The 19,353-nt window shown below is 54.2% G+C and carries 22 protein-coding genes; 19 read left to right on the top strand and 3 right to left on the bottom strand.

Translation table 11 applies throughout. The features are described 5' to 3' along the window. Positions 1–26 precede the first annotated feature (26 nt). Positions 27–902, bottom strand: coding sequence for a putative 2-dehydropantoate 2-reductase (locus tag TU76_RS12210; protein ID WP_048351732.1), 876 nt, complete (start codon positions 900–902; stop codon positions 27–29). 206 nt (positions 903–1,108) lie between these two features. Here TU76_RS12210 and TU76_RS12205 point away from each other — a divergent pair, with 206 nt between their 5' ends. Together TU76_RS12205 and TU76_RS12200 are read left to right on the top strand one after the other, a co-directional pair. After that, a complete protein-coding gene (locus tag TU76_RS12205; RefSeq protein WP_019823277.1) occupies positions 1,109–1,594 on the top strand; it encodes a YajQ family cyclic di-GMP-binding protein in 486 nt (161 codons plus the stop codon). Positions 1,595–1,731: 137 nt separating this feature from the next. Further along, positions 1,732–2,574 (top strand): mechanosensitive ion channel family protein, encoded by an 843-nt coding sequence (locus TU76_RS12200; protein ID WP_019823275.1) that lies wholly within the window; start codon positions 1,732–1,734, stop codon positions 2,572–2,574. A 267-nt stretch (positions 2,575–2,841) separates the two neighbouring features. On the opposite strand, the gene TU76_RS12195 is transcribed toward TU76_RS12200, so the two are convergent. Continuing rightward, entirely contained in the window at positions 2,842–4,125 is a 1,284-nt protein-coding gene (locus TU76_RS12195) for an OprD family porin (RefSeq protein ID WP_019823273.1), read from the bottom strand. 777 nt (positions 4,126–4,902) lie between these two features. Between TU76_RS12195 and TU76_RS12190 the strand changes: the two genes are divergently transcribed. Both TU76_RS12190 and TU76_RS12185 read left to right on the top strand, forming a co-directional pair. Beyond that, positions 4,903–5,328 carry an HIT family protein gene (locus TU76_RS12190; RefSeq protein ID WP_048351731.1) on the top strand — a complete coding sequence of 142 codons (426 nt, stop codon included), beginning with the start codon at positions 4,903–4,905 and terminating at the stop codon, positions 5,326–5,328. Positions 5,329–5,330: 2 nt separating this feature from the next. Then, a complete protein-coding gene (locus tag TU76_RS12185; RefSeq protein ID WP_003441212.1) occupies positions 5,331–5,537 on the top strand; it encodes a SlyX family protein in 207 nt (68 codons plus the stop codon). 68 nt (positions 5,538–5,605) lie between these two features. On the opposite strand, the gene TU76_RS25765 is transcribed toward TU76_RS12185, so the two are convergent. Continuing rightward, entirely contained in the window at positions 5,606–6,208 is a 603-nt protein-coding gene (locus tag TU76_RS25765; RefSeq protein ID WP_019823267.1) for a cold-shock protein, read from the bottom strand. Between the two features lie 855 nt (positions 6,209–7,063). Between TU76_RS25765 and TU76_RS12175 the strand changes: the two genes are divergently transcribed. From TU76_RS12175 to queE, 15 genes are all read left to right on the top strand, one after another. After that, complete coding sequence (locus TU76_RS12175) at positions 7,064–7,426, top strand: ribbon-helix-helix domain-containing protein (protein ID WP_046809001.1); 363 nt, start codon at positions 7,064–7,066, stop codon at positions 7,424–7,426. Positions 7,427–7,607: 181 nt separating this feature from the next. Next, the gene (locus TU76_RS12170) at positions 7,608–7,829 is read left to right on the top strand and encodes an FmdB family zinc ribbon protein (RefSeq protein WP_048351730.1); all 222 of its coding nucleotides are present in this window, start codon (positions 7,608–7,610) and stop codon (positions 7,827–7,829) included. A 109-nt stretch (positions 7,830–7,938) separates the two neighbouring features. Then, on the top strand, positions 7,939–9,714 hold the full coding sequence (gene aspS / locus TU76_RS12165) for an aspartate--tRNA ligase (RefSeq protein WP_019823262.1): 1,776 nt from the start codon (positions 7,939–7,941) through the stop codon (positions 9,712–9,714). A 109-nt stretch (positions 9,715–9,823) separates the two neighbouring features. Then, on the top strand, positions 9,824–10,570 hold the full coding sequence (locus tag TU76_RS12160) for a YebC/PmpR family DNA-binding transcriptional regulator (RefSeq protein ID WP_019823260.1): 747 nt from the start codon (positions 9,824–9,826) through the stop codon (positions 10,568–10,570). Positions 10,571–10,702: 132 nt separating this feature from the next. Beyond that, entirely contained in the window at positions 10,703–11,227 is a 525-nt protein-coding gene (gene ruvC / locus TU76_RS12155; protein ID WP_019823259.1) for a crossover junction endodeoxyribonuclease RuvC, read from the top strand. Between the two features lie 111 nt (positions 11,228–11,338). Further along, entirely contained in the window at positions 11,339–11,947 is a 609-nt protein-coding gene (ruvA, locus tag TU76_RS12150; RefSeq protein ID WP_019823258.1) for a Holliday junction branch migration protein RuvA, read from the top strand. Beyond that, a complete protein-coding gene (gene ruvB / locus TU76_RS12145) occupies positions 11,948–13,006 on the top strand; it encodes a Holliday junction branch migration DNA helicase RuvB (RefSeq protein ID WP_019823257.1) in 1,059 nt (352 codons plus the stop codon). It abuts the gene before it with no gap. Positions 13,007–13,143: 137 nt separating this feature from the next. After that, complete coding sequence (ybgC, locus tag TU76_RS12140) at positions 13,144–13,611, top strand: tol-pal system-associated acyl-CoA thioesterase (protein WP_019823256.1); 468 nt, start codon at positions 13,144–13,146, stop codon at positions 13,609–13,611. Next, positions 13,601–14,296, top strand: a complete 696-nt coding sequence (gene tolQ, locus TU76_RS12135) for a protein TolQ (protein WP_019823255.1) — start codon at positions 13,601–13,603, stop codon at positions 14,294–14,296. Before ybgC ends, tolQ begins: the two co-directional genes overlap by 11 nt. 23 nt (positions 14,297–14,319) lie before the next feature. Further along, positions 14,320–14,772, top strand: coding sequence for a protein TolR (tolR, locus tag TU76_RS12130; RefSeq protein ID WP_162207799.1), 453 nt, complete (start codon positions 14,320–14,322; stop codon positions 14,770–14,772). Then, a complete protein-coding gene (tolA, locus tag TU76_RS12125) occupies positions 14,772–15,866 on the top strand; it encodes a cell envelope integrity protein TolA (protein ID WP_046808998.1) in 1,095 nt (364 codons plus the stop codon). Before tolR ends, tolA begins: the two co-directional genes overlap by 1 nt. A 47-nt stretch (positions 15,867–15,913) precedes the next feature. Further along, entirely contained in the window at positions 15,914–17,164 is a 1,251-nt protein-coding gene (tolB, locus tag TU76_RS12120; protein ID WP_016782234.1) for a Tol-Pal system beta propeller repeat protein TolB, read from the top strand. A 51-nt stretch (positions 17,165–17,215) separates the two neighbouring features. Continuing rightward, entirely contained in the window at positions 17,216–17,716 is a 501-nt protein-coding gene (gene pal / locus TU76_RS12115) for a peptidoglycan-associated lipoprotein Pal (RefSeq protein ID WP_003441254.1), read from the top strand. Between the two features lie 6 nt (positions 17,717–17,722). Then, on the top strand, positions 17,723–18,541 hold the full coding sequence (gene ybgF, locus TU76_RS12110; protein WP_019823247.1) for a tol-pal system protein YbgF: 819 nt from the start codon (positions 17,723–17,725) through the stop codon (positions 18,539–18,541). Positions 18,542–18,704: 163 nt separating this feature from the next. Then, positions 18,705–19,352 (top strand): 7-carboxy-7-deazaguanine synthase QueE, encoded by a 648-nt coding sequence (gene queE / locus TU76_RS12105; protein WP_019823245.1) that lies wholly within the window; start codon positions 18,705–18,707, stop codon positions 19,350–19,352. The last annotated feature ends 1 nt before the right edge of the window (position 19,353 follow it).

Genomic DNA, 19,353 nt, shown 5'->3' with positions numbered 1-19,353 from the left:
AACATGCTGGCAGGGTAGCGCGGCCCTCAGTTACAGGGCAATCCGCGCCGCAGCAGGTGTTCAGTTAATCGCTGGTGCAGGCGCTGCAGATGTGGTGCGACGAAGTGTCGGCTGCGGGCTGCTTCGCAGGCATATCCCAGCAGGTAGCTGATTTCAGTGCGACGACCGTGGGCGACATCCTGGTGCATGGACGAGTAGTTGTTGGCGGTGGCCTGGATTACGCGATGAACCTCTGTGGCCAAATCGACCGCTGCACCTGCTTGCCCGCAACATTTCAGTAGTGCGCTGAGTTCTGTGCACAGGGTGTTCACTTCAGCGCTGTGTGCTTGCAGGCCGCCATTACGGCAGTCGTAGAGAACCGTCAGAGGGTTGATTGCACAGTTAAGTGCCAGTTTGCGCCACAGGCGGCTCAGGATATTCGGGCTCCATTCGTGAGCAATCCCGCTGCGCTGAAGCTCTCCAAGCCAGTGTGGGGGCGGGCCTTGATCGGCATCGCCCAGCCAGGTGTGACCAAGGCCGGCAAATACGACGCGCCAATCGCCAGCGCGAAAGGCGCCTTCGGTGCTGGAAGCGAATATGCAGCGAATGTGGGGCACAAGGGCGGCGACGGCCTGTTGGCTGCCTAGGCCGTTTTGCAGCAGGATCAGCTCTGCATCCGGGCTGAGCCGCCCGGCGATTTGCGCAACGGCCTGCTGTGCGTCATAGGCTTTGCACGCGACCAGCAGGCGCTGGATAGGCTCTTCGGTTTCAGGGGTTTGCGCACTGATGTCCCACTTTTGCGAATCTTCGCCTTCAATCAGAGTCAATCCTTGGGCTGCTTTGTACGCTTGCAGGCGGTCGCAGTTACGCACGATGAGTTTCACTGGCAAGCCTGCTCGCGCCAGGCGAGTTGCCCACAGCATGCCCATGCTTCCAGCACCAAGTACGTACCAGGTGGCCGAAGTCAGGGCTGGTGCATTGGAGTGGGGGTGGGACAGGGCCGAATTTCGCATGTGAGCTCGCAAGTGAATGAAGTCGAAGAACCGCTATAATGCCCGCGCATTTTAACTGTCAGGTCAGGCGTGCTCCATCTGTGTTGAGCGCGCCCTTTATTATTGGAGAAAATTACATGCCGTCGTTCGACGTGGTATCCGAACTGGACAAGCACGAAGTCACCAACGCCGTAGAGAACGCCGTCAAGGAACTGGACCGTCGTTATGACCTCAAGGGCAAAGGTACTTTTGAGTTCAAGGAGAAGGATCTGACGGTCAATCTGACCGCAGAAGCCGACTTCCAGCTGGAAGCAATGATCGAGATCCTCAAGCTGGCGCTGGTCAAGCGCAAGATCGACGTTCAGTGCCTTGAGGTCAAGGATGCATATGCTTCGGGCAAATTGATGAAGCAGGAAGCGGTGCTCAAGGAAGGCATTGATAAAGAGCTGGCGAAGAAAATCGTTGCTCACGTCAAGGATGCCAAGCTCAAGGTTCAGGCCGCCATTCAGGGCGAGCAAGTGCGCATCACCGGCAAGAAACGCGATGACCTGCAGGATGCAATTGCAGCGCTGCGCGCCAAGACGTTCGACATGCCACTGCAGTTCAATAACTTCCGCGACTAATTACGAGTCCAGGGAACCTATGGTGCTTATAGCCGTCCGACTTTTCCTGGAGTTGCATAAACAGTTTGGCGGCCACGGTCGCCTTATCGTGTTGCTGAAAAAATGACGGCGTCGGGTATTGTCGCGAGGAGATGTAAATGGATTTGAACACTGAAGTGGATCAATTGATCAAGGCCTCGCAGGCCTGGATCCCGATGATCATGGAGTACGGTAGCCGCGTGCTGCTGGCAGTGGTTACGCTGGCGGTGGGCTGGTGGCTGATCAACCGTCTGACTACTAAAATTGGTCAGTTGCTGGCGCTGAGAAAGGCTGATCTGGCGTTACAGGGCTTTATCAGCAACCTTGCCAACATCATTCTCAAGATATTGCTGGTCGTCAGTGTCGCGTCAATGATCGGTATCCAGACCACGTCGTTTGTCGCGGCCATTGGTGCGGCAGGTCTGGCCATTGGTCTGGCGTTGCAGGGCAGTCTGGCGAACTTTGCGGGCGGGGTACTGATTTTGTTGTTCCGTCCGTTCAAGATCGGTGACTGGATCGAAGCGCAAGGCGTGAGCGGAACGGTCGACAGCATTCAGATCTTCCACACCGTGTTGCGTACTGGTGACAATAAAACCGTCATCGTGCCAAACGGTAACCTGTCCAACGGCATCATCACCAACTACAACCGTCAACCGACGCGCAAGGTGGTGTTTGATGTAGGCGTGGACTATGAGGCTGACCTTCAAAAGGTCCGTGAAGTGCTGCTGGCTTTGGCCGATGACCCTCGTGTTCTGAAAGAACCGGCTCCAGTCGTCGTGGTCACTGCCTTGGGTGATAGTGCAATCACCATGTCGTTGCGTGTATGGGTCAACACCCCTGACTACTGGGATGTCCTGTTTATGCTCAACGAACATTCACGCGATCGCTTGAAGGCGCAGGGCGTTGATATTCCTTTCCCACAGCGAGTGGTTCGTGTGGTTCAGGAAGTAGCTGCGCAGTAAGACTAAAGGCGGCGTCTGATTCTTGAGTCGACCGTGTGTAAACATTAAAGGGGCTAAAGGCCCCTTTAATTGTTTTTGTACCTTGGGACAGGCAGTTGCAGATGTTTAGGCAAGCCAACTTTACTATTGATAATTAATTGCATTTATATTTATTAGTTAGCTTGCTATATAACGGCTCTTTTATTCAGGCAAATAAAAAGCCACGCCCTGAGACAGGAGCGTGGCTTTCACTAAACAGTGAGTGTAATTATCGCCCGGAGGCCATGATTACAAGATGTTCAGTGGGTATTCAGCAATCAGGCGGAAGTCGTTGACATCGTTGCCGTTGTTGCTGGTAGTGCGATAGATCGCGCTACGCAGACGGAAAGACAGGTCTTTGGCCGGGCCTTCCTGCAATACGTACTTGGTTTCGAAGTCGAATTCGTGCTCTTTGCCTTCGCCATCAGTCGTGGAGATGTTATCGCCTTTAACGTAGCGAGCCATGAAGCTCAGGCCAGGAACGCCGTAGCTGGTCATGTTCAGGTCGTAGCGACCCTGCCAGGAACGTTCGTCACGTTGGTTAAAGTCGGAGTACTGCACGGAGTTGGCGAGGAAGATACTGCCGCCGCCGTCGATGCCGTAGTTGTAACCACTGTCACCGGTAGAGCGCTGGTGAGCCACGGTGAACTTGTGAGCGCCGAGGCTGTAAGCAGCTGCCAAGCTCCAGATTTTGTTGTCCACGTCGCCCAGCAGTTCCTTGCCGTCGCTGGTGGTTCTGTAGCCGTTGAAGTCGAAGTTCAGGGCCTGAGACTCTGCGATAGGCAGGGTGTAGTTCAGGTTGATGTACTGCTTCTTGAAGTAGTCTTCAACGTCGGACGCTGCCACGCCACCAACAAAGTTGTCGGTGAACTGGTAGGTCGCGCCGGCAATGTTGGCGGAGGTCAGGCCTGGCTGGCCTTTACCATTGATGCTGTCGCGTGCCATGCCAGTCTGCGAGCTCAGTGCGGTGAAGCGACCTGCGCTCAGCTCCAGGCCTTTGATTTCCTTGCTGGTGATCAGGGTGCCGGTAGCAACCTCTGGCAGCAGACGGCTATCGTCGGTGGAGAAAACCGGGCTGGCTACGAACTGGTTGCCGTATTTCAGCTCAGTATCGGAAATGCGGAATTTAACAGCGCCGCCCATTTTCGACTGGGTATCTTCCGGAGAACCGTCGCTCTTGGTGGCGAACAGGCCGTTGCCTTGACGACCAGCGCCGCCGTCCAGGCGTGCTGTGCCCATGGCGAAAGCGTCAACACCGACACCGATGGTACCTTGGGTGAAGCCGGACTGGTAGTTAAGCAGTTCGCTCAGGCCCCAGTCTTCACGGTAGCCGCTCTTAAAGCCGCCGGTTGGCTTGGCAATGTTGCCAGCGCCGTTACGGAAATCACGGTTCATGTACAGCATGCGGGTTTTAGAAGTCAGAGTGCTGTCTTCGATGAAACCTTTGGCGTCGTCCTGGGAGGAGGCCATTGCGAACTGGGTAGTACCGGCTGAAACAGCCAGGGCGATTATGCTCCACTTCATCACGCGCATCGTGATTTGCTCCTTTGGTTTTTAGGAAGAGTACTGCCGTCCCACCTGAAATTATTATCTGGGCGGCTCTTTCTTTTTGTGTCGGCGCAAACTTATATCACGCCGACAATGTTGGCGATACTTGCTCTCATAAGCTTTCGGCTTCTTTACAGGCATGTCGCAAATAGCACCCTACATGTCGCAAACGCGCAGCCTAATGCCATGTTTAAGCATGTAGTTACTGCTGTTTTCAGCGTTTGGCATATGGGGGAGTCCGCACTGCCTACAATGAAAATTCCAAATTCCTACGATCCCGCTATTGTTATTTATCGTCAGGCCACTGCATTCCGGCTGCAGCCTGGCGACTATGTAAATGCTCTATGCAACAAGCATGCTCAAAAGGCAGTACGGATGGAAAATAATTTTTTTTGTGCGTTTTCGAGCGATCAGGCCTGATCTTGCTTGGGTCAAACGGCGATAACGCAGCCCTTGGCGTGTTCTTTTTCGTTGCAAGGAAGCATTTTTCTCAGAAAAGCGTGATTAAAGCGTTACCGGTTAACACCTTATGGGGTGGTTAGTGACGTTTTGGCGCACTAAAAGCATTCGTTTTGTGCAGTTTTGGTGCACAAGTGTCTGAGTACTGTTGATTGAGCGTGTCTTGCTGTCATTCACGTGTGCATCCGCGGTTGTCGGCGTGATGCAGCAGCCGATCAAGGGTATCCTTCACTTCTGTCACATGGCTGGCGCTGAGTCTCATCGCACGCTGAGTTTAAAGAACGGTAAAGAGGAGAGCTCCCAGTGTTCGCTTTGGATACACATCTTCAAGAGGATACCTGGCTCATAGGGGATTTCCCCTTGTGCCGCTTGCTGCTATCCAACGATTCGAATTACCCCTGGTTTATTCTGGTGCCACGGCGCGAGGGTATAACCGAATTGTTTCAATTGGATGACTCGGATCAGCAGTTGATGTGGGCTGAGACGACCGCTCTGGCGCGAGTGCTGAAAGGGTTGTTCGGTGCGGACAAAATGAATGTCGCCACATTGGGTAACGTGGTCAGCCAAATGCACATGCACGTGATTGTTCGTTATCAGACTGACGTGGCTTGGCCAGGGCCGGTGTGGGGCAAGCATCCAGCCAAACCTTACGCGCAGGCAGATGTAGATGCTGTCCGGGACAGGCTTGCGTCGGTTCTTGATGCGGGTTTTACTTTTTCGGAGGGTTAATTGTGACACTTGAAGCGCGAGTGATGGACCTTGAGAGTCGTTTGGCCTTTCAGGATGACACCATCCAGGCATTGAATGATGTGCTGGTAATGCAGCAGAACGCGGTGGATCGTTTGCAAATGCAAATGGCTGCCTTGCTCAAGCGCCAGGAAGAAATGGGCGGACAGTTCGAATCGTTTGAAGAGGAAGCTCCGCCGCCGCACTATTAAGTCTTTTTTGCGCAGGCAAAAAAAACCGCGATACAGCTTGGCTGATCGCGGTTTTTTTTAAGTTTGAATCAGCGACGCGGCAGCGCTGCGATCACATCTTCAGCTTGAAGGCCTTTGTCACGGTTCATGACCGAGAACTCAACGCGCTGGCCTTCCACCAGTACACGGTGGCCTTCGCCGCGAATGGCGCGAAAGTGCACAAAAATATCATCGCCGGAATCTCGGGAGATAAAGCCGAAACCCTTAGAGGTATTGAACCACTTGACCGTCCCGGTATCGCGGTTGGTCATGTCATAGCTTTGTGAGGAGGGTGAAGGTGATGATTTATAGAAGCTGACGATCAAATGAAGCAGTACGGCAATGACTGCAGGAGTAAGGCCGAGCAGTACCGCAGGTTGATCACCGATCGGCAGCAGAAGGCCGAACAGGGTCAGTGTTTGTAGAACAACGGAAAGCACCAGCAGGGCGCTGACCAGATTTTGCAGTTGATGACGCGGGCCTTTGTTCCAGAATGGAATGACTGGAGCCAGTGTCAGGTTTAGCAGGCCAAGAAAAGCCAGGTAAAGGGCATCGGGGTGTTGGAGGTAAGGTAACGCTTCGGATTGCAGGCTGGGAATAAAGGACAGCAGCAAAGCCGCTGCACCCGTTAGCAGGTGGACGATTTTCAACATTTCAATGACTCACATTAAGATGGATCGCAAGGAAGAGCTGATTGCACACGGTTCGCTTCAGAAAAAAGAGGAGGCGCTGGACACGTGCACATATCAGCCTATGCGCCCTCGATAGAGGCTGGAAGAGGGCGACACGCTGCCAATTTAACAGCAAAGCTTGGGCCTACTCAAATTAAGCGTATGGCGCTATCTACGAGCGAGGCTACCTGAGGATGTCTCGGCCAAATCTGTTTGTAGTGAAAACCTTGTCCTAGACACACGTAGTCTTCTTTCCAGTAGGGGGCTGATGTGGTGCCCTATGATGCGTGATAGGCCCGAAATTGTTCAGGTCAGCTGTGCTGATGACCGTTGGTCGTTAATTTTTATGTTCTTTGGAGTAGGCAATGTGCATGGCATCGGTATTCCTGCTTGCGTGCAGTTCAAGGGGGGGCGTGTAGTCTTGGGCCGTATATGCGGTCGGTTTATTTGCCGGGCCGGAAATACTCCAGTTTAATGGCGATCAAACTAGAGTCTGAATAAGTACAGGCAATACTTAATCACGATAATGCATGTTTTTGTACGCATGTATAACTGTTCGTTAGGGCAGGAATGTCGGGAGCTTAATGAGTCTCTAAGTTAAACGCTCTCACTGGATTAAGTCGCTTGGCTGTTCGCGTTCCTGTCCGTTTAACCTAATAGCCTCGCGGTCATGGTTCAAGGTGCGAAGGCCACCGTATTCGCCGCTCGGACCGAGAGGGCTCCTACAGGCTTGAGGGTTTGGTCCGCTGGATAAGAATTTTTACATATCGTTTGATGGGGTGTGTTTTTTAAAAATCATTCATTAATTCTAGTGTTACGCAATGGAGTGCTTTGGACATGAGGCGATTGATTCGGCAAGAAAGCGCCAGAGGAAAATTACTGCAAAGAGTTGGGGTTGATCCCGATATTCTTGATTTTGGCATGACGTTGGCTCAACCACTTTCGCGGTCAGTCAGGTTGAATGGTTTTGCCACCTGCTTGCGACTTGAGGAAGTGTACTGGGAAGTGTTGTCTGATATTTCGCGACTTAATAACTGCTCAATAAATACGCTGTTGTCTTATGTCGATCGTGAGGTGCATTTGCGTTATGGGGGGGTAAGAAATTTCAGCGGGCTCATCCGGGTTGTCTGTGTGATGCATTTATTGAGGATGGCACGCGATTCCGCGGAGGGAGTGCAAAAGCAGGTGTTCATGGGGTGATACGGTGCGGTTGGCTGGAGGAGGGCGTTCGGTGTCTTGTAATCGCTCGAAATTTATGATGCATTTAGGGGCTTCTGGCTGCTCATGCGGCTGCAATGGCTCGATTTACCAGATATAATCTCGCCCTTTGCTGTGTGGCCCTCTTTAAGGGTTGCCGCTAACGGATTGTCGAGACACGCCAATGCCCATGTACGATTACCAGTGCGCTTCCTGTGGTCATCAGTTGGAAGCCATTCAAAAGATCAGCGCCTCGCCGTTGGTTGATTGTCCAGCCTGTCAGGCCCCTGAACTGAAAAAAATGCTGTCCATGCCAGGTTTCCGCCCCAGCGGTACAGGCTGGTATGAAACAGACTTCAAGACAGGCTCGAAAAAGAATCTGGCAGGCGGCGATAAATCCGACTGAGGCTGAGCGAAAGCAGTCAGAACACTAGCGGGCTCTTGCATGGTTACCAGCACCGACGGTGCGCAAGACCTCCACCGAATTTCGAATTACGAGAAGTGAAACCACTACCATGATGCGCAGCCATTATTGCGGCCAACTGAACGAAAGCCTGGAAGGCCAGGAAATTACCCTTTGCGGATGGGTCCATCGTCGCCGTGACCACGGTGGGGTGATTTTCCTCGATATCCGTGATCGTGATGGTCTGGCCCAGGTGGTGTTTGACCCGGATCGCGCCGAGACTTTTGCAGCCGCCGATCGCGTGCGCAGTGAATATGTGGTCAAGGTCACCGGCAAGGTACGTCTGCGTCCAGCCGGTGCAGGCAACGCCAACATGGCGTCGGGCATGATCGAAGTACTGGGGTACGAGCTCGAGGTTCTGAACGAAGCCGAAACCCCGCCGTTCCCGCTCAACGAGTTCTCTGACGTCGGCGAAGAAACGCGTCTGCGCTATCGTTTTATCGATCTGCGTCGTCCTGAAATGCTTGAGAAGCTGCGTCTGCGTTCGCGCATGACCACCAGCATCCGTCGCTTCCTGGACGAAAACGGCTTCCTGGACGTTGAAACTCCAATCCTGACCCGTGCCACGCCAGAAGGCGCACGTGACTATCTGGTGCCAAGCCGTACTCACGCAGGTTCCTTCTTTGCCTTGCCGCAATCGCCACAGCTGTTCAAACAGCTGCTGATGGTTGCCGGTTTTGACCGTTACTACCAGATCGCCAAGTGCTTCCGTGACGAAGACCTGCGTGCCGATCGTCAGCCTGAGTTCACTCAGATCGACATCGAAACCAGCTTCATGAACGAAGCCGAGATCATGGGTCTGACTGAAGAAATGATCCGCAACCTGTTCAAGGAAGTGCTGGGTCTGGAATTCGGTGAGTTCCCGCACATGACCTGGGAAGAGGCCATGCGCCGTTACGGGTCCGACAAGCCTGACCTGCGTAACCCGCTGGAACTGGTTGACGTTGCCGATCAGCTCAAGGAAGTCGAATTCAAGGTGTTCAGCGGCCCGGCCAATGACCCTAAAAGCCGCGTTGCCGCCTTGCGTGTTCCGGGCGGTGCGAGCATGCCGCGCAGCAAAATCGACGAATACACCAAGTTTGTTGGCATCTACGGCGCACGTGGCTTGGCATACATCAAGGTCAACGAGCGCGCCAAGGGTGTTGAGGGTCTGCAATCGCCGATCGTCAAGAACATCCCTGAAGCCAACCTCAATGTGATCCTGGATCGCGTTGGTGCGGTTGATGGCGACATCGTGTTCTTCGGTGCCGACAAGGCCAAGATCGTCAGCGAAGCTCTGGGTGCACTGCGTATCAAGGTTGGTAACGACCTGAACCTGCTGACGTGCGAGTGGGCACCGATGTGGGTTGTTGACTTCCCTATGTTCGAAGAGAACACAGACGGCAGCTTCAGCGCCTTGCATCACCCGTTCACTGCGCCAAAGTGCTCGCCTGAAGAGCTCGAGGCCAACCCGGCTACCGCGTTGTCCCGTGCCTATGACATGGTGTTGAACGGTACTGAGTTGGGTGGTGGTTCGATCCGTATCCACCGCAAAGAAATGCAACAGGCGGTCTTCCGTCTGTTGGGTATCAATGAAGCCGAACAGGAAGAGAAATTCGGCTTCCTGCTCGATGCGCTGAAATACGGTGCGCCGCCCCATGGTGGTTTGGCATTCGGTCTGGACCGTCTGGTGATGCTGATGACTGGCGCTCAGTCGATTCGTGAAGTGATTGCTTTCCCGAAAACCCAGAGTGCTGCCTGCGTCATGACTCAGGCCCCGGGCGTAGTTGATAACAAAGCGTTGAGCGAATTGCATATTCGTTTGCGCGAACAACCAAAGGCTGAGTAAAACTGGCCCTCAAAGGCGCATCTCCGGATGCGCCTTTGTTATTTGGGTCGAGAATTTTTATTGCCGGGTCAAGGCCGGGCAATGTTTCATAAAGGATTCGGAGTGCGTTATGGCAGGTCATTCTAAGTGGGCGAACATCAAGCACCGCAAAGAGCGTCAGGATGCCAAAAAAGGCAAGATTTTCACCAAGTGGATACGTGAGCTGACCGTTGCTGCCCGTCAGGGCGGTGGTGATCCGGGCTCCAACCCGCGCCTGCGTCTGGCGTTGGACAAGGCACTTGGCGCTAACATGAGCCGCGACATCATTGATCGTGCGGTTGCCCGTGGTGCTGGTGCAGCTGATACCGACGATATGGTCGAGCTGAGCTATGAAGGTTACGGTCCTGGCGGCGTTGCCGTGATGGTCGAGTGCATGACCGACAACCGTAATCGCACCGCAGCCGCTGTGAGGCATGCGTTCAGCAAGTGCGGCGGGAACCTTGGTACTGACGGTTCAGTTGCGTACCTGTTTGAGCGCAAGGGTCAGATCTCCTATGTGGCTGGCGTTGATGAAGATGCCTTGATGGAAGCTGCGATGGAGGCTGATGCCGACGACGTAGTCACCAACGAAGACGGTTCCATTGACGTGTTTACGTCGTTCTCGAGCTTTTACGCGGTTCGCAACGCTCTGGAAGCCGCAGGCTTCGCTCCGACTGACGCAGAAATCGTGATGTTGCCCACCACCAGTGCCGAGCTGGACCTGGAGGGCGCTGAAAAGGTGCTCAAACTGATCGATATGCTTGAAGACCTGGATGACGTGCAGAACGTGTATTCCAACGCTGAAATTCCTGACGCTGTCCTGGAGCAGTTGGCCTGATCCACGGGTTGCGTCAGTCAAGAGGCCGGAGGTGCACCGTCGCGACGATAGCGGCGCTGGGCACCTCCGGCTTCTGCCTTTAAGCTGTCCGGGCATAGGCCGGTAGGCGTCACTTCATAAGCTGTAGGCGTTATGACTCTTATTCTTGGTATCGATCCTGGTTCGCGAATCACCGGTTATGGCGTAGTGCGAGACACTGGGCGTGGCTGTGTGTACGTGGCTTCAGGGTGTATTCGCACGGGTAGCGGCGAGCTGCATGAGCGGTTGTTGATCGTCTATCGTGGGGTGCGCGAAGTTATTCAGACGTATGGTCCCGTTACCATGGGCATCGAAAAGGTGTTCATGGCGCGCAATGCCGATTCGGCACTCAAGCTGGGCCAGGCCAGGGGCGCGGCGATTGTTGCCGGCGCCGAGGAAAACCTGGAGATCGCAGAGTATTCGGCAACCCAGGTCAAGCAAGCCGTAGCCGGCACCGGTGGTGCCAACAAGGAGCAAGTGATGATGATGGTCATGCACCTGCTCAAGCTGACCAGCAAGCCGCAAATCGATGCGTCGGATGCGCTGGCAATTGCCTTGTGTCATGCCCACACTCGCTCCAGCCTGCTGCCCCATGGTTTGGGTGCGGCGCGTAGCCGTGGTGGCCGTTTGCGGCTCTGAGATGTGATTTGTAACCTGATTTTGCTTGTTGGCAGGGTGTCATCTTTAATGATGCGGCTTTGCCGTTCTACTTGTCAGCCATTGATCTGGCCAGAGAAAAGGATCTGAAACGTGATTGGACGCTTGCGCGGCACTCTGGCTGAAAAACAGCCGCCGCACCTGATTCTTGATGTAAATGGCCTGGGTTACGAGCTGGAAGTTCCCATGACTACGCTCTATCGGCTGCCGTCCATAGGCGAGCCTCTGACTCTGCATACTCACCTGGTAGTTCGCGAAGACGCCCAGTTGCTCTATGGTTTCATAGGCAAGCGCGAGCGCGATTTCTTTCGTGAGCTGATCCGCCTCAACGGTGTTGGTCCCAAGCTGGCCTTGGCTCTAATGTCCAGCCTTGAGGTCGATGAGCTTGTTAGGTGTGTGCAGGCTCAGGATACCTCGGCCTTAACCAAGGTTCCGGGTGTCGGGAAAAAGACAGCCGAGCGACTGCTGGTTGAGTTGAAAGATCGCTTCAAGGCGTGGGAGCAGGTGCCAAGTATGTTTGCACTGGTCCCCAATCAGCCTGATGCCCCGGTGCAGGTGGCCAGTGCTGAAAGTGATGCGGTCAGTGCCTTGATTTCCCTGGGCTACAAGCCCCAGGAAGCGAGCAAGGCCGTTTCGGCAATCAAGGATAAAACGTTGAGCAGTGAAGATATGATTCGTCGCGCCCTGAAGGGGATGATTTAAGTGATTGAAGCTGATCGTTTGATAACGGCCTCGGGCGGGCGAGACCGCGAAGAGGTTCAGGACCGGGCGATTCGTCCCCTGAGCCTGGCCGACTATATTGGTCAGCCAACCGTGCGTGAGCAGATGGAGCTGTTTATCCAGGCGGCGCGCGGGCGTTCGGAGTCGTTGGATCACACGTTGATCTTTGGTCCGCCCGGGCTGGGTAAAACCACGTTGGCGAACATCATTGCCCAGGAAATGGGGGTGTCCATTAAAAGCACCTCAGGTCCCGTCTTGGAGCGTCCGGGTGACTTGGCTGCTTTGTTGACCAATCTTGAGCCCCATGACGTGCTGTTTATTGATGAAATCCATCGTCTGTCACCCATCGTCGAGGAAGTGCTCTACCCGGCAATGGAAGACTTTCAGCTCGATATCATGATTGGCGAAGGGCCAGCTGCGCGCTCCATCAAGCTCGACCTGCCGCCTTTTACTCTGGTGGGTGCGACGACCCGCGCCGGGATGCTGACCAACCCTTTGCGCGATCGTTTCGGGATTGTTCAGCGACTGGAGTTCTATAGTACTGACGACCTGGCGACGATCGTCAGTCGCTCCGCAGGTATTTTTGGTCTGCCACTCGATCCTGAGGGGGCATACGAAATTGCCCGGCGGGCTCGTGGTACGCCGCGGATAGCCAATCGCTTGTTGCGTCGTGTGCGAGATTTTGCCGAAGTACGGGCCAAAGGGCATATCACCAAACCGGTGGCAGACCTGGCATTGAACCTGTTGGACGTTGATGAACATGGTTTCGATCATCAAGACCGGCGTTTACTGCTGACCATGATCGAGAAGTTCGATGGTGGGCCGGTGGGTGTGGACAGCTTGGCCGCAGCGATTAGCGAAGAGCGGCACACCATTGAAGACGTGCTGGAGCCATACCTGATTCAGCAGGGTTACATCATGCGCACACCGCGTGGGCGTGTTGTGACGCGTCATGCGTATCTGCACTTCGGTTTGAACATTCCGTCCCGTTTGGGTGATATGCCTGTGGTAGACGAATTTTTGAATGCCCTGGACGATTAATAAGCCATTAGCGGCCGATTTTTTTAAGGTTTTTGCTGTCTTAAGGGCTGGCGTTGAAAATCTTGGGCCATAAAGCCCCTGAAGCGTAAAAAACAGTTGTTAGGCGGATTGGCAACCTGAGGAGTAAGCACTAGAGTATGCGCGCGCAAAACAGGCTAGAGCCGTTCGCACATCGCTGTCGCGTTTATTACGAGGACACCGATGCGGGTGGCGTCGTGTATTACGTAAATTATCTAAAGTTTATGGAGCGGGCTCGAACCGAAAGGCTGCGGGAGATGGGCTTTGCCCAATCCGAGCTTGTGGGGGAGAACCTGTTATTTGTCGTGCATTCCAGCGAGGCGCGTTACCACGCACCGGCGCGACTGGACGACGAACTGTTGGTAAGTGCGCAAGTAATAGAGCTCAACCGTGCCAGCCTGCGTTTCAAGCAGCAGGTCTGGCGGGCTGCAGATGCAACGTTGCTCTGTGAAGGGCAATTTTTGGTGGCCTGTGTGCGCGCCGATAGTTTCAAACCCCGGGCCATTCCCGAAGCTTTACGTACGGCCTTTGCCGACGTGAGCGGCGCGGGTAAACATTTAGAGCAGGAGATAAAGCGTGGAAGCTAACGTCGTCGACCATTCCTCCATGTGGAGCTTGGTCAGCAATGCCAGCATTGTTGTGCAGTTGGTAATGTTGACCCTGCTGGCCGCATCGGTTACCTCGTGGGTCATGATTTTTCAGCGCAGCACAATGCTGCGCGCCGGTCGACGTGCCCTTGAAAGCTTTGAAGAGCGCTTCTGGTCAGGTATCGACTTGTCGAAGCTGTATCGTCAGGCGGGCAGCAATCCTGATCCGGACTCCGGTGTTGAACAAATTTTCCGTGCCGGTTTCAAGGAGTTCTCGCGTCTGCGTCAGCAGCCGGGTGTCGATCCTGAAGCGGTAATGGAAGGTGTGGCGCGTGCCATGCGTGTAGCCATTTCCCGTGAAGAAGAAAAGCTGGAGCAAGGCCTGCCGTTCCTGGCGACCGTGGGTTCTGTTAGCCCGTATATCGGTCTGTTTGGTACGGTGTGGGGCATCATGAACTCCTTCCGTGGCCTGGCAACTGCCCAGCAAGCAACGCTGGCGACCGTAGCGCCCGGTATTGCTGAAGCACTGATTGCAACGGCTATTGGCTTGTTCGCTGCTATCCCGGCGGTTATCGCTTACAACCGTTTTGCAGCTCGCAGTGAAACCCTGATCAGCCGCTACTACACCTTCGCCGACGAATTCCAGGCGATCCTGCACCGCAAAGTGCACACCAGCGAAGAATAAGCAGGTAATTTCCAATGGCTTTAATCGCTCGAGCTCGCAAGAAGCGCAAGCCGGTTGCCGAGATGAACGTGGTGCCTTACATCGATGTGATGCTGGTGCTGCTGGTTATCTTCATGGTGACCGCTCCGATGCTCAATCAGGGTGTGAAGGTTGATTTGCCCAAGGTCTCCAGCGAGGCCTTGCCGCAAGACAACAACACTCAGGTTCTGACTATTTCGATCAAGGCTGACAAGACCTATTTCTGGAATCTTGGCAGTGAAGTTGATACCGAGAAGCAGATGGACAAGGCAATGACCTTGCCTCAAATGACTGACGCCGTGACTAAAATCATTCGTGCAGGCAATGAAGGCGGCAAACACACCCAGGTCTTTATCCGTGGTGACAAAACCGTTGATTACGGCGCGGTAATGGGTGCCATGGGTGGTCTTCAGAAGGCCGGGGTCGGTAACGTTGGCTTGATAACCGAGGCTCCCTGATGCGCGAACAGCGGGAGCCGTCCGCCTCTGAAAATTATTTTTGGCCTGCAGTCTGGGCGATAGGGCTGCACGTTCTGATTTTTGGCATGCTGTTCGTAAGTTTTGCCATGACCCCGGATTTGCCGCCTTCGAAACCGATTGTCCAGGCGACCTTGTATCAACTGAAGTCAAAAAGTCAGGCAACTACTCAAACCAATCAAAAGATTGCGGGTGAGGCGAAGAAATCTGCCGCGCGTCAGACCGAAGTCGAACAGATGGAACAGAAGAAGGTTGAGCAGGAGGCTGTGAAAGCCGCGGAACAAAAGAAGGAAGAAGCTGCCGAAAAGGCTGCTGACGCCAAGAAAGCTGACGAAGCCAAAGCAAGCGAAGCCAAAAAGGCAGACGAGGCCAAGAAGGCTGATGACGCCAAGAAAGCCGACGATGCTAAAAAGGCGACGGAAGCTAAAAAAGCCGAAGAGAAAAAATTGGCTGACATAGCCAAGAAAAAATCCGAGGAAGAGGCCAAGAAGGCCGCGGAAGAAGAGGCCAAGAAAAAGGCCGCTGAAGACGCCAAGAAAAAAGCGGCTGAAGATGCGAAGAAAAAAGCAGCTGAAGACGCCAAGAAAAAGGCCGTAGCAGACGAGGCGAAGAAGAAAACCGCCGAAGATGCCAAGAAAAAGGCCGCTGCTGATGCAGCCAAGAAAAAGGCCGTAGAAGCAGCACGTAAATCGACCGAAGAGAAAAAGGCGCAAGCCTTGGCTGATTTGCTTTCCGATACGCCGCAACGCCAGCAAGCTCTGGCAGATGAGCAAGGTGATGAGGTCGCCGGCAGTTTTGATGACCTGATTCGTGCTCGTGCAGCAGAAGGGTGGGCTCGTCCGCCGTCGGCGCGCAAGAACATGACAGTGGTGCTGCAAATTGGCATGTTGCCAGATGGCACGGTGACGTCTGTGACGGTTGCCAAGTCCAGCGGTGACGGTCCGTTCGACAGCTCGGCTGTGGCAGCGGTCAAGAACATTGGTCGTTTAACGGAAATGCAGGGTATGAAGCCCAGCGATTTTAATCCTTATCGATCATTCAAGATGACATTCACACCTGAGGATCTAGCCTTGTGATTAAACTTTTTCGAGGACTGCTGGTCGTCGTCTGCTGCCTGGCAGGGATGGCTGTAGCAGATGAAAAGAACATTCTGGTCACCAGTGGTAGTGACCGGGCGACGCCTATTGCGGTAGTACCTTTCGGCTGGCAAGGCGGCACCGTGTTGCCGGATGACATGGCTGAAATCATCGGTAACGACCTGCGTAACTCGGGGTATTACGCACCGATTCCAAAGCAGAACATGATCGGCTTGCCGACTCAGGCCAGTGAAGTCATTTTTCGCGACTGGAAAGCCCTGGGTGCCCAGTACGTAATGGTCGGTAATATCGTGCCAGCAGGCGGTCGCTTGCAGGTGCAATATGCCTTGTTCAACGTTGCTACCGAGCAGCCAGTATTGACTGGCAGCGTGTCGGGGACCGCCGAGCAGTTGCGGGACATGGCGCATTACATCTCCGATCAGTCGTTTGAAAAACTGACGGGTATTAAAGGTGCGTTCTCAACCCGTCTGCTTTATGTAACGGCAGAGCGTGCAAGTGCAACCAACACCCGCTACACCTTGCAGCGTTCGGACTACGATGGTGCCCGTGCCGTTACATTGCTGCAGTCGCGTGAGCCGATCCTGTCGCCGCGTTTTGCACCCGATGGCAAGCGCATCGCTTATGTATCGTTTGAACAGAAGCGTCCTCGTATCTTTGTTCAGAACATTGATACCGGTCGTCGTGAGCAAATCACCAACTTTGAAGGTTTGAACGGTGCGCCTGCATGGTCGCCAGATGGCTCCAAGCTGGCGTTCGTACTGTCCAAGGACGGTAACGCCGAGATCTACGTGATGGATCTGGCTTCCCGTGGGTTGACTCGCGTCACCAATAACCCAGCCATTGATACAGAACCGTTCTGGGGTAAAGATGGTTCTACCATCTACTTCACCTCTGACCGTGGTGGCAAACCGCAGATTTACAAAACCAATGTAGGCAGCGGTAACGCAGAGCGCGTGACGTTTATCGGGAACTACAACGCCAGTCCTAAGCTTTCGGCTGATGAAAAGACCCTGGTAATGATCCATCGTCAGGACGGTTTCACCAATTTCCGTGTTGCGGCGCAAGATTTGCAGCGTGGAAGCGTGAAAATCCTCACAGATACCAACCTTGATGAGTCTGCTACTGTTGCACCCAACGGCACCATGGTAATCTACGCCACCCGCCAGCAGGGCCGGGGAGTCTTGATGCTCGTGTCTATCAATGGACGCGTAAGGCTCCCTCTTCCTACCGCTCAAGGCGAAGTCAGAGAACCTTCCTGGTCCCCTTACCTGAACTGACGTGGTGCTGTACGTTTCACATAACATTTGGGGTTCATTAGGAGTTTTACGATGGAAATGCTGAAGTTTGGTAAATTTGCTGCGCTGGCACTGGCCATGGCTGTAGCTGTAGGTTGCTCGTCCAAAGGCGGCGACAATGCCGGTGAAGGCGCTGCTGTTGATCCAAACGCTGGTTACGGCGCAAACACAGGCGCTGTTGATGGTTCCCTGAGCGAAGAAGCTGCTCTGCGCGCTATCACTGTTTTCTACTTCGAATACGATTCTTCGGACCTGAAACCAGAAGCAATGCGCGCTCTGGATGTTCACGCTAAAGACCTGAAAGCTAACGGCGCTCGCGTTGTTCTGGAAGGTAACACTGACGCCCGTGGTACTCGTGAGTACAACATGGCACTGGGCGAGCGTCGTGCGAAAGCCGTTCAACGCTACCTGGTACTGCAAGGCGTTTCTCCAGCACAGCTGGAGCTGGTGTCCTACGGTAAAGAGCGTCCAATCGCTACTGGCAACGACGAACAGTCGTGGGCTCAAAACCGTCGCGTCGAACTGCGTAAGTAATTCGTCATGCGAACGTGCCGCCGTGCTGTAACTATTCTGACTCTCAGCCTCATGCCGCTAGCGGCATGGGCTGCGGTTCCTGTGGTCGATGACAACTCTGGCTATAACAATAGCGGGGGGAGTTATCCATCACCGGGTTATGGTGCGAGCGGCGCCTATGCCGGGGGAGGGGTTTCGGCCCCTGTCTCGGCACAGGGCGAGCTGTTCAACCAGCTGCAACAAATGCAGGAACAGATTGCACGCCAACAGGGTGTGATTGAAGTTCTGCAAAATGATGTCTCGCGCATGAAACAAGAAAGCCTGGAGCGATACCAGGAACTTGATCGGCGTATTGGTGCTGGCATTGCTCCTGCTGCCACACCTGATAATTCTTCTGCCAGTGGTGCTAATGCCACCGGTAATACAGCAGCGCCTGCAACTCAGGCTGCTGCCAGCTCGGAACCGGCTGATCCGGCGAAAGAAAAGCTCTATTACGATGCTGCTTTCGATTTGATCAAGGCTAAGGATTTCGACAAGGCCAGTCAGGCATTTACAGCCTTTCTGCGCAAATACCCAAACAGCCAATATGCGGGCAATGCCCAATACTGGCTGGGTGAAGTGAATCTGGCCAAAGGCGATTTGCAGGCCGCTGGCCAAGCATTTGCCAAAGTCAGTCAGCTGTATCCCAAGCATGCAAAAGTACCGGACTCACTCTATAAGCTTGCTGATGTAGAGCGCCGCCTGGGTCATACAGACAAGGTCAAAGGCATCTTGCAGCAGGTTGTAGCCCAGTATCCGGGCACGTCGGCTGCTCAGCTGGCTCAGCGCGATTTGCAGCGCATGTAAGCAATAACCGGCTTTAATCGAGAAACCCGCGCCTATCGCGGGTTTTTTCGTTAGAATCCACGCCCTTTTATGAAATACGCTCCTCTTAATCCTGCATAAGCAGATTCTTTGGAGTGCCTGACGGAGGCGGACAGCCTGTTTAGCTGTTACGCCCGTGGCGAATATGCAAGACACATTGAGAATTACCGAAGTTTTTTACTCGTTGCAGGGTGAAACGCGAACGGCTGGCCTGCCCACCGTTTTTGTACGCCTGACCGGTTGCCCTTTGCGCTGCGGTTACTGTGACAGCGCCTATGCCTTCAGCGGCGGAACCGTGCGCCCTCTGGACGATATCCTTCAGCAAGTTGCCGACTTTCGTCCGCGTTATGTATGCGTGACAGGTGGCGAACCGCTGGCCCAGCCCAATGCCATTTCTCTGCTCAAGCAGCTTTGCGATGCGGGCTATGAAGTTTCTATCGAGACCAGCGGTGCGCTGGACATCTCGGCAGTCGATCCGCGCGTGAGCCGTGTTCTTGACTTGAAAACGCCGGGCTCCAAAGAGTCCCATCGCAACCTCTACGAAAACATCGCCTTGTTGACGCCCAATGATCAGGTCAAGTTCGTGATCTGTTCGCGGGAGGACTACGACTGGGCGGTATCCAAGTTGATTGAGTATGGTTTGGAGCGACGGGCGGGCGAAGTGCTGTTTTCGCCGAGTCACCATGACTTGCCGGCCCGTGATCTGGCTGACTGGATCGTGGCGGACAACTTGCCAGTACGTTTACAAATGCAACTGCACAAATATCTGTGGAATGACGAGCCGGGGCGCTGAA

Origin of the sequence: Pseudomonas psychrophila (assembly GCF_001043005.1) — a bacterium.
Lineage (GTDB): Bacteria > Pseudomonadota > Gammaproteobacteria > Pseudomonadales > Pseudomonadaceae > Aquipseudomonas > Aquipseudomonas psychrophila.
This window is presented reverse-complemented; position numbering and strand designations above follow the sequence as displayed.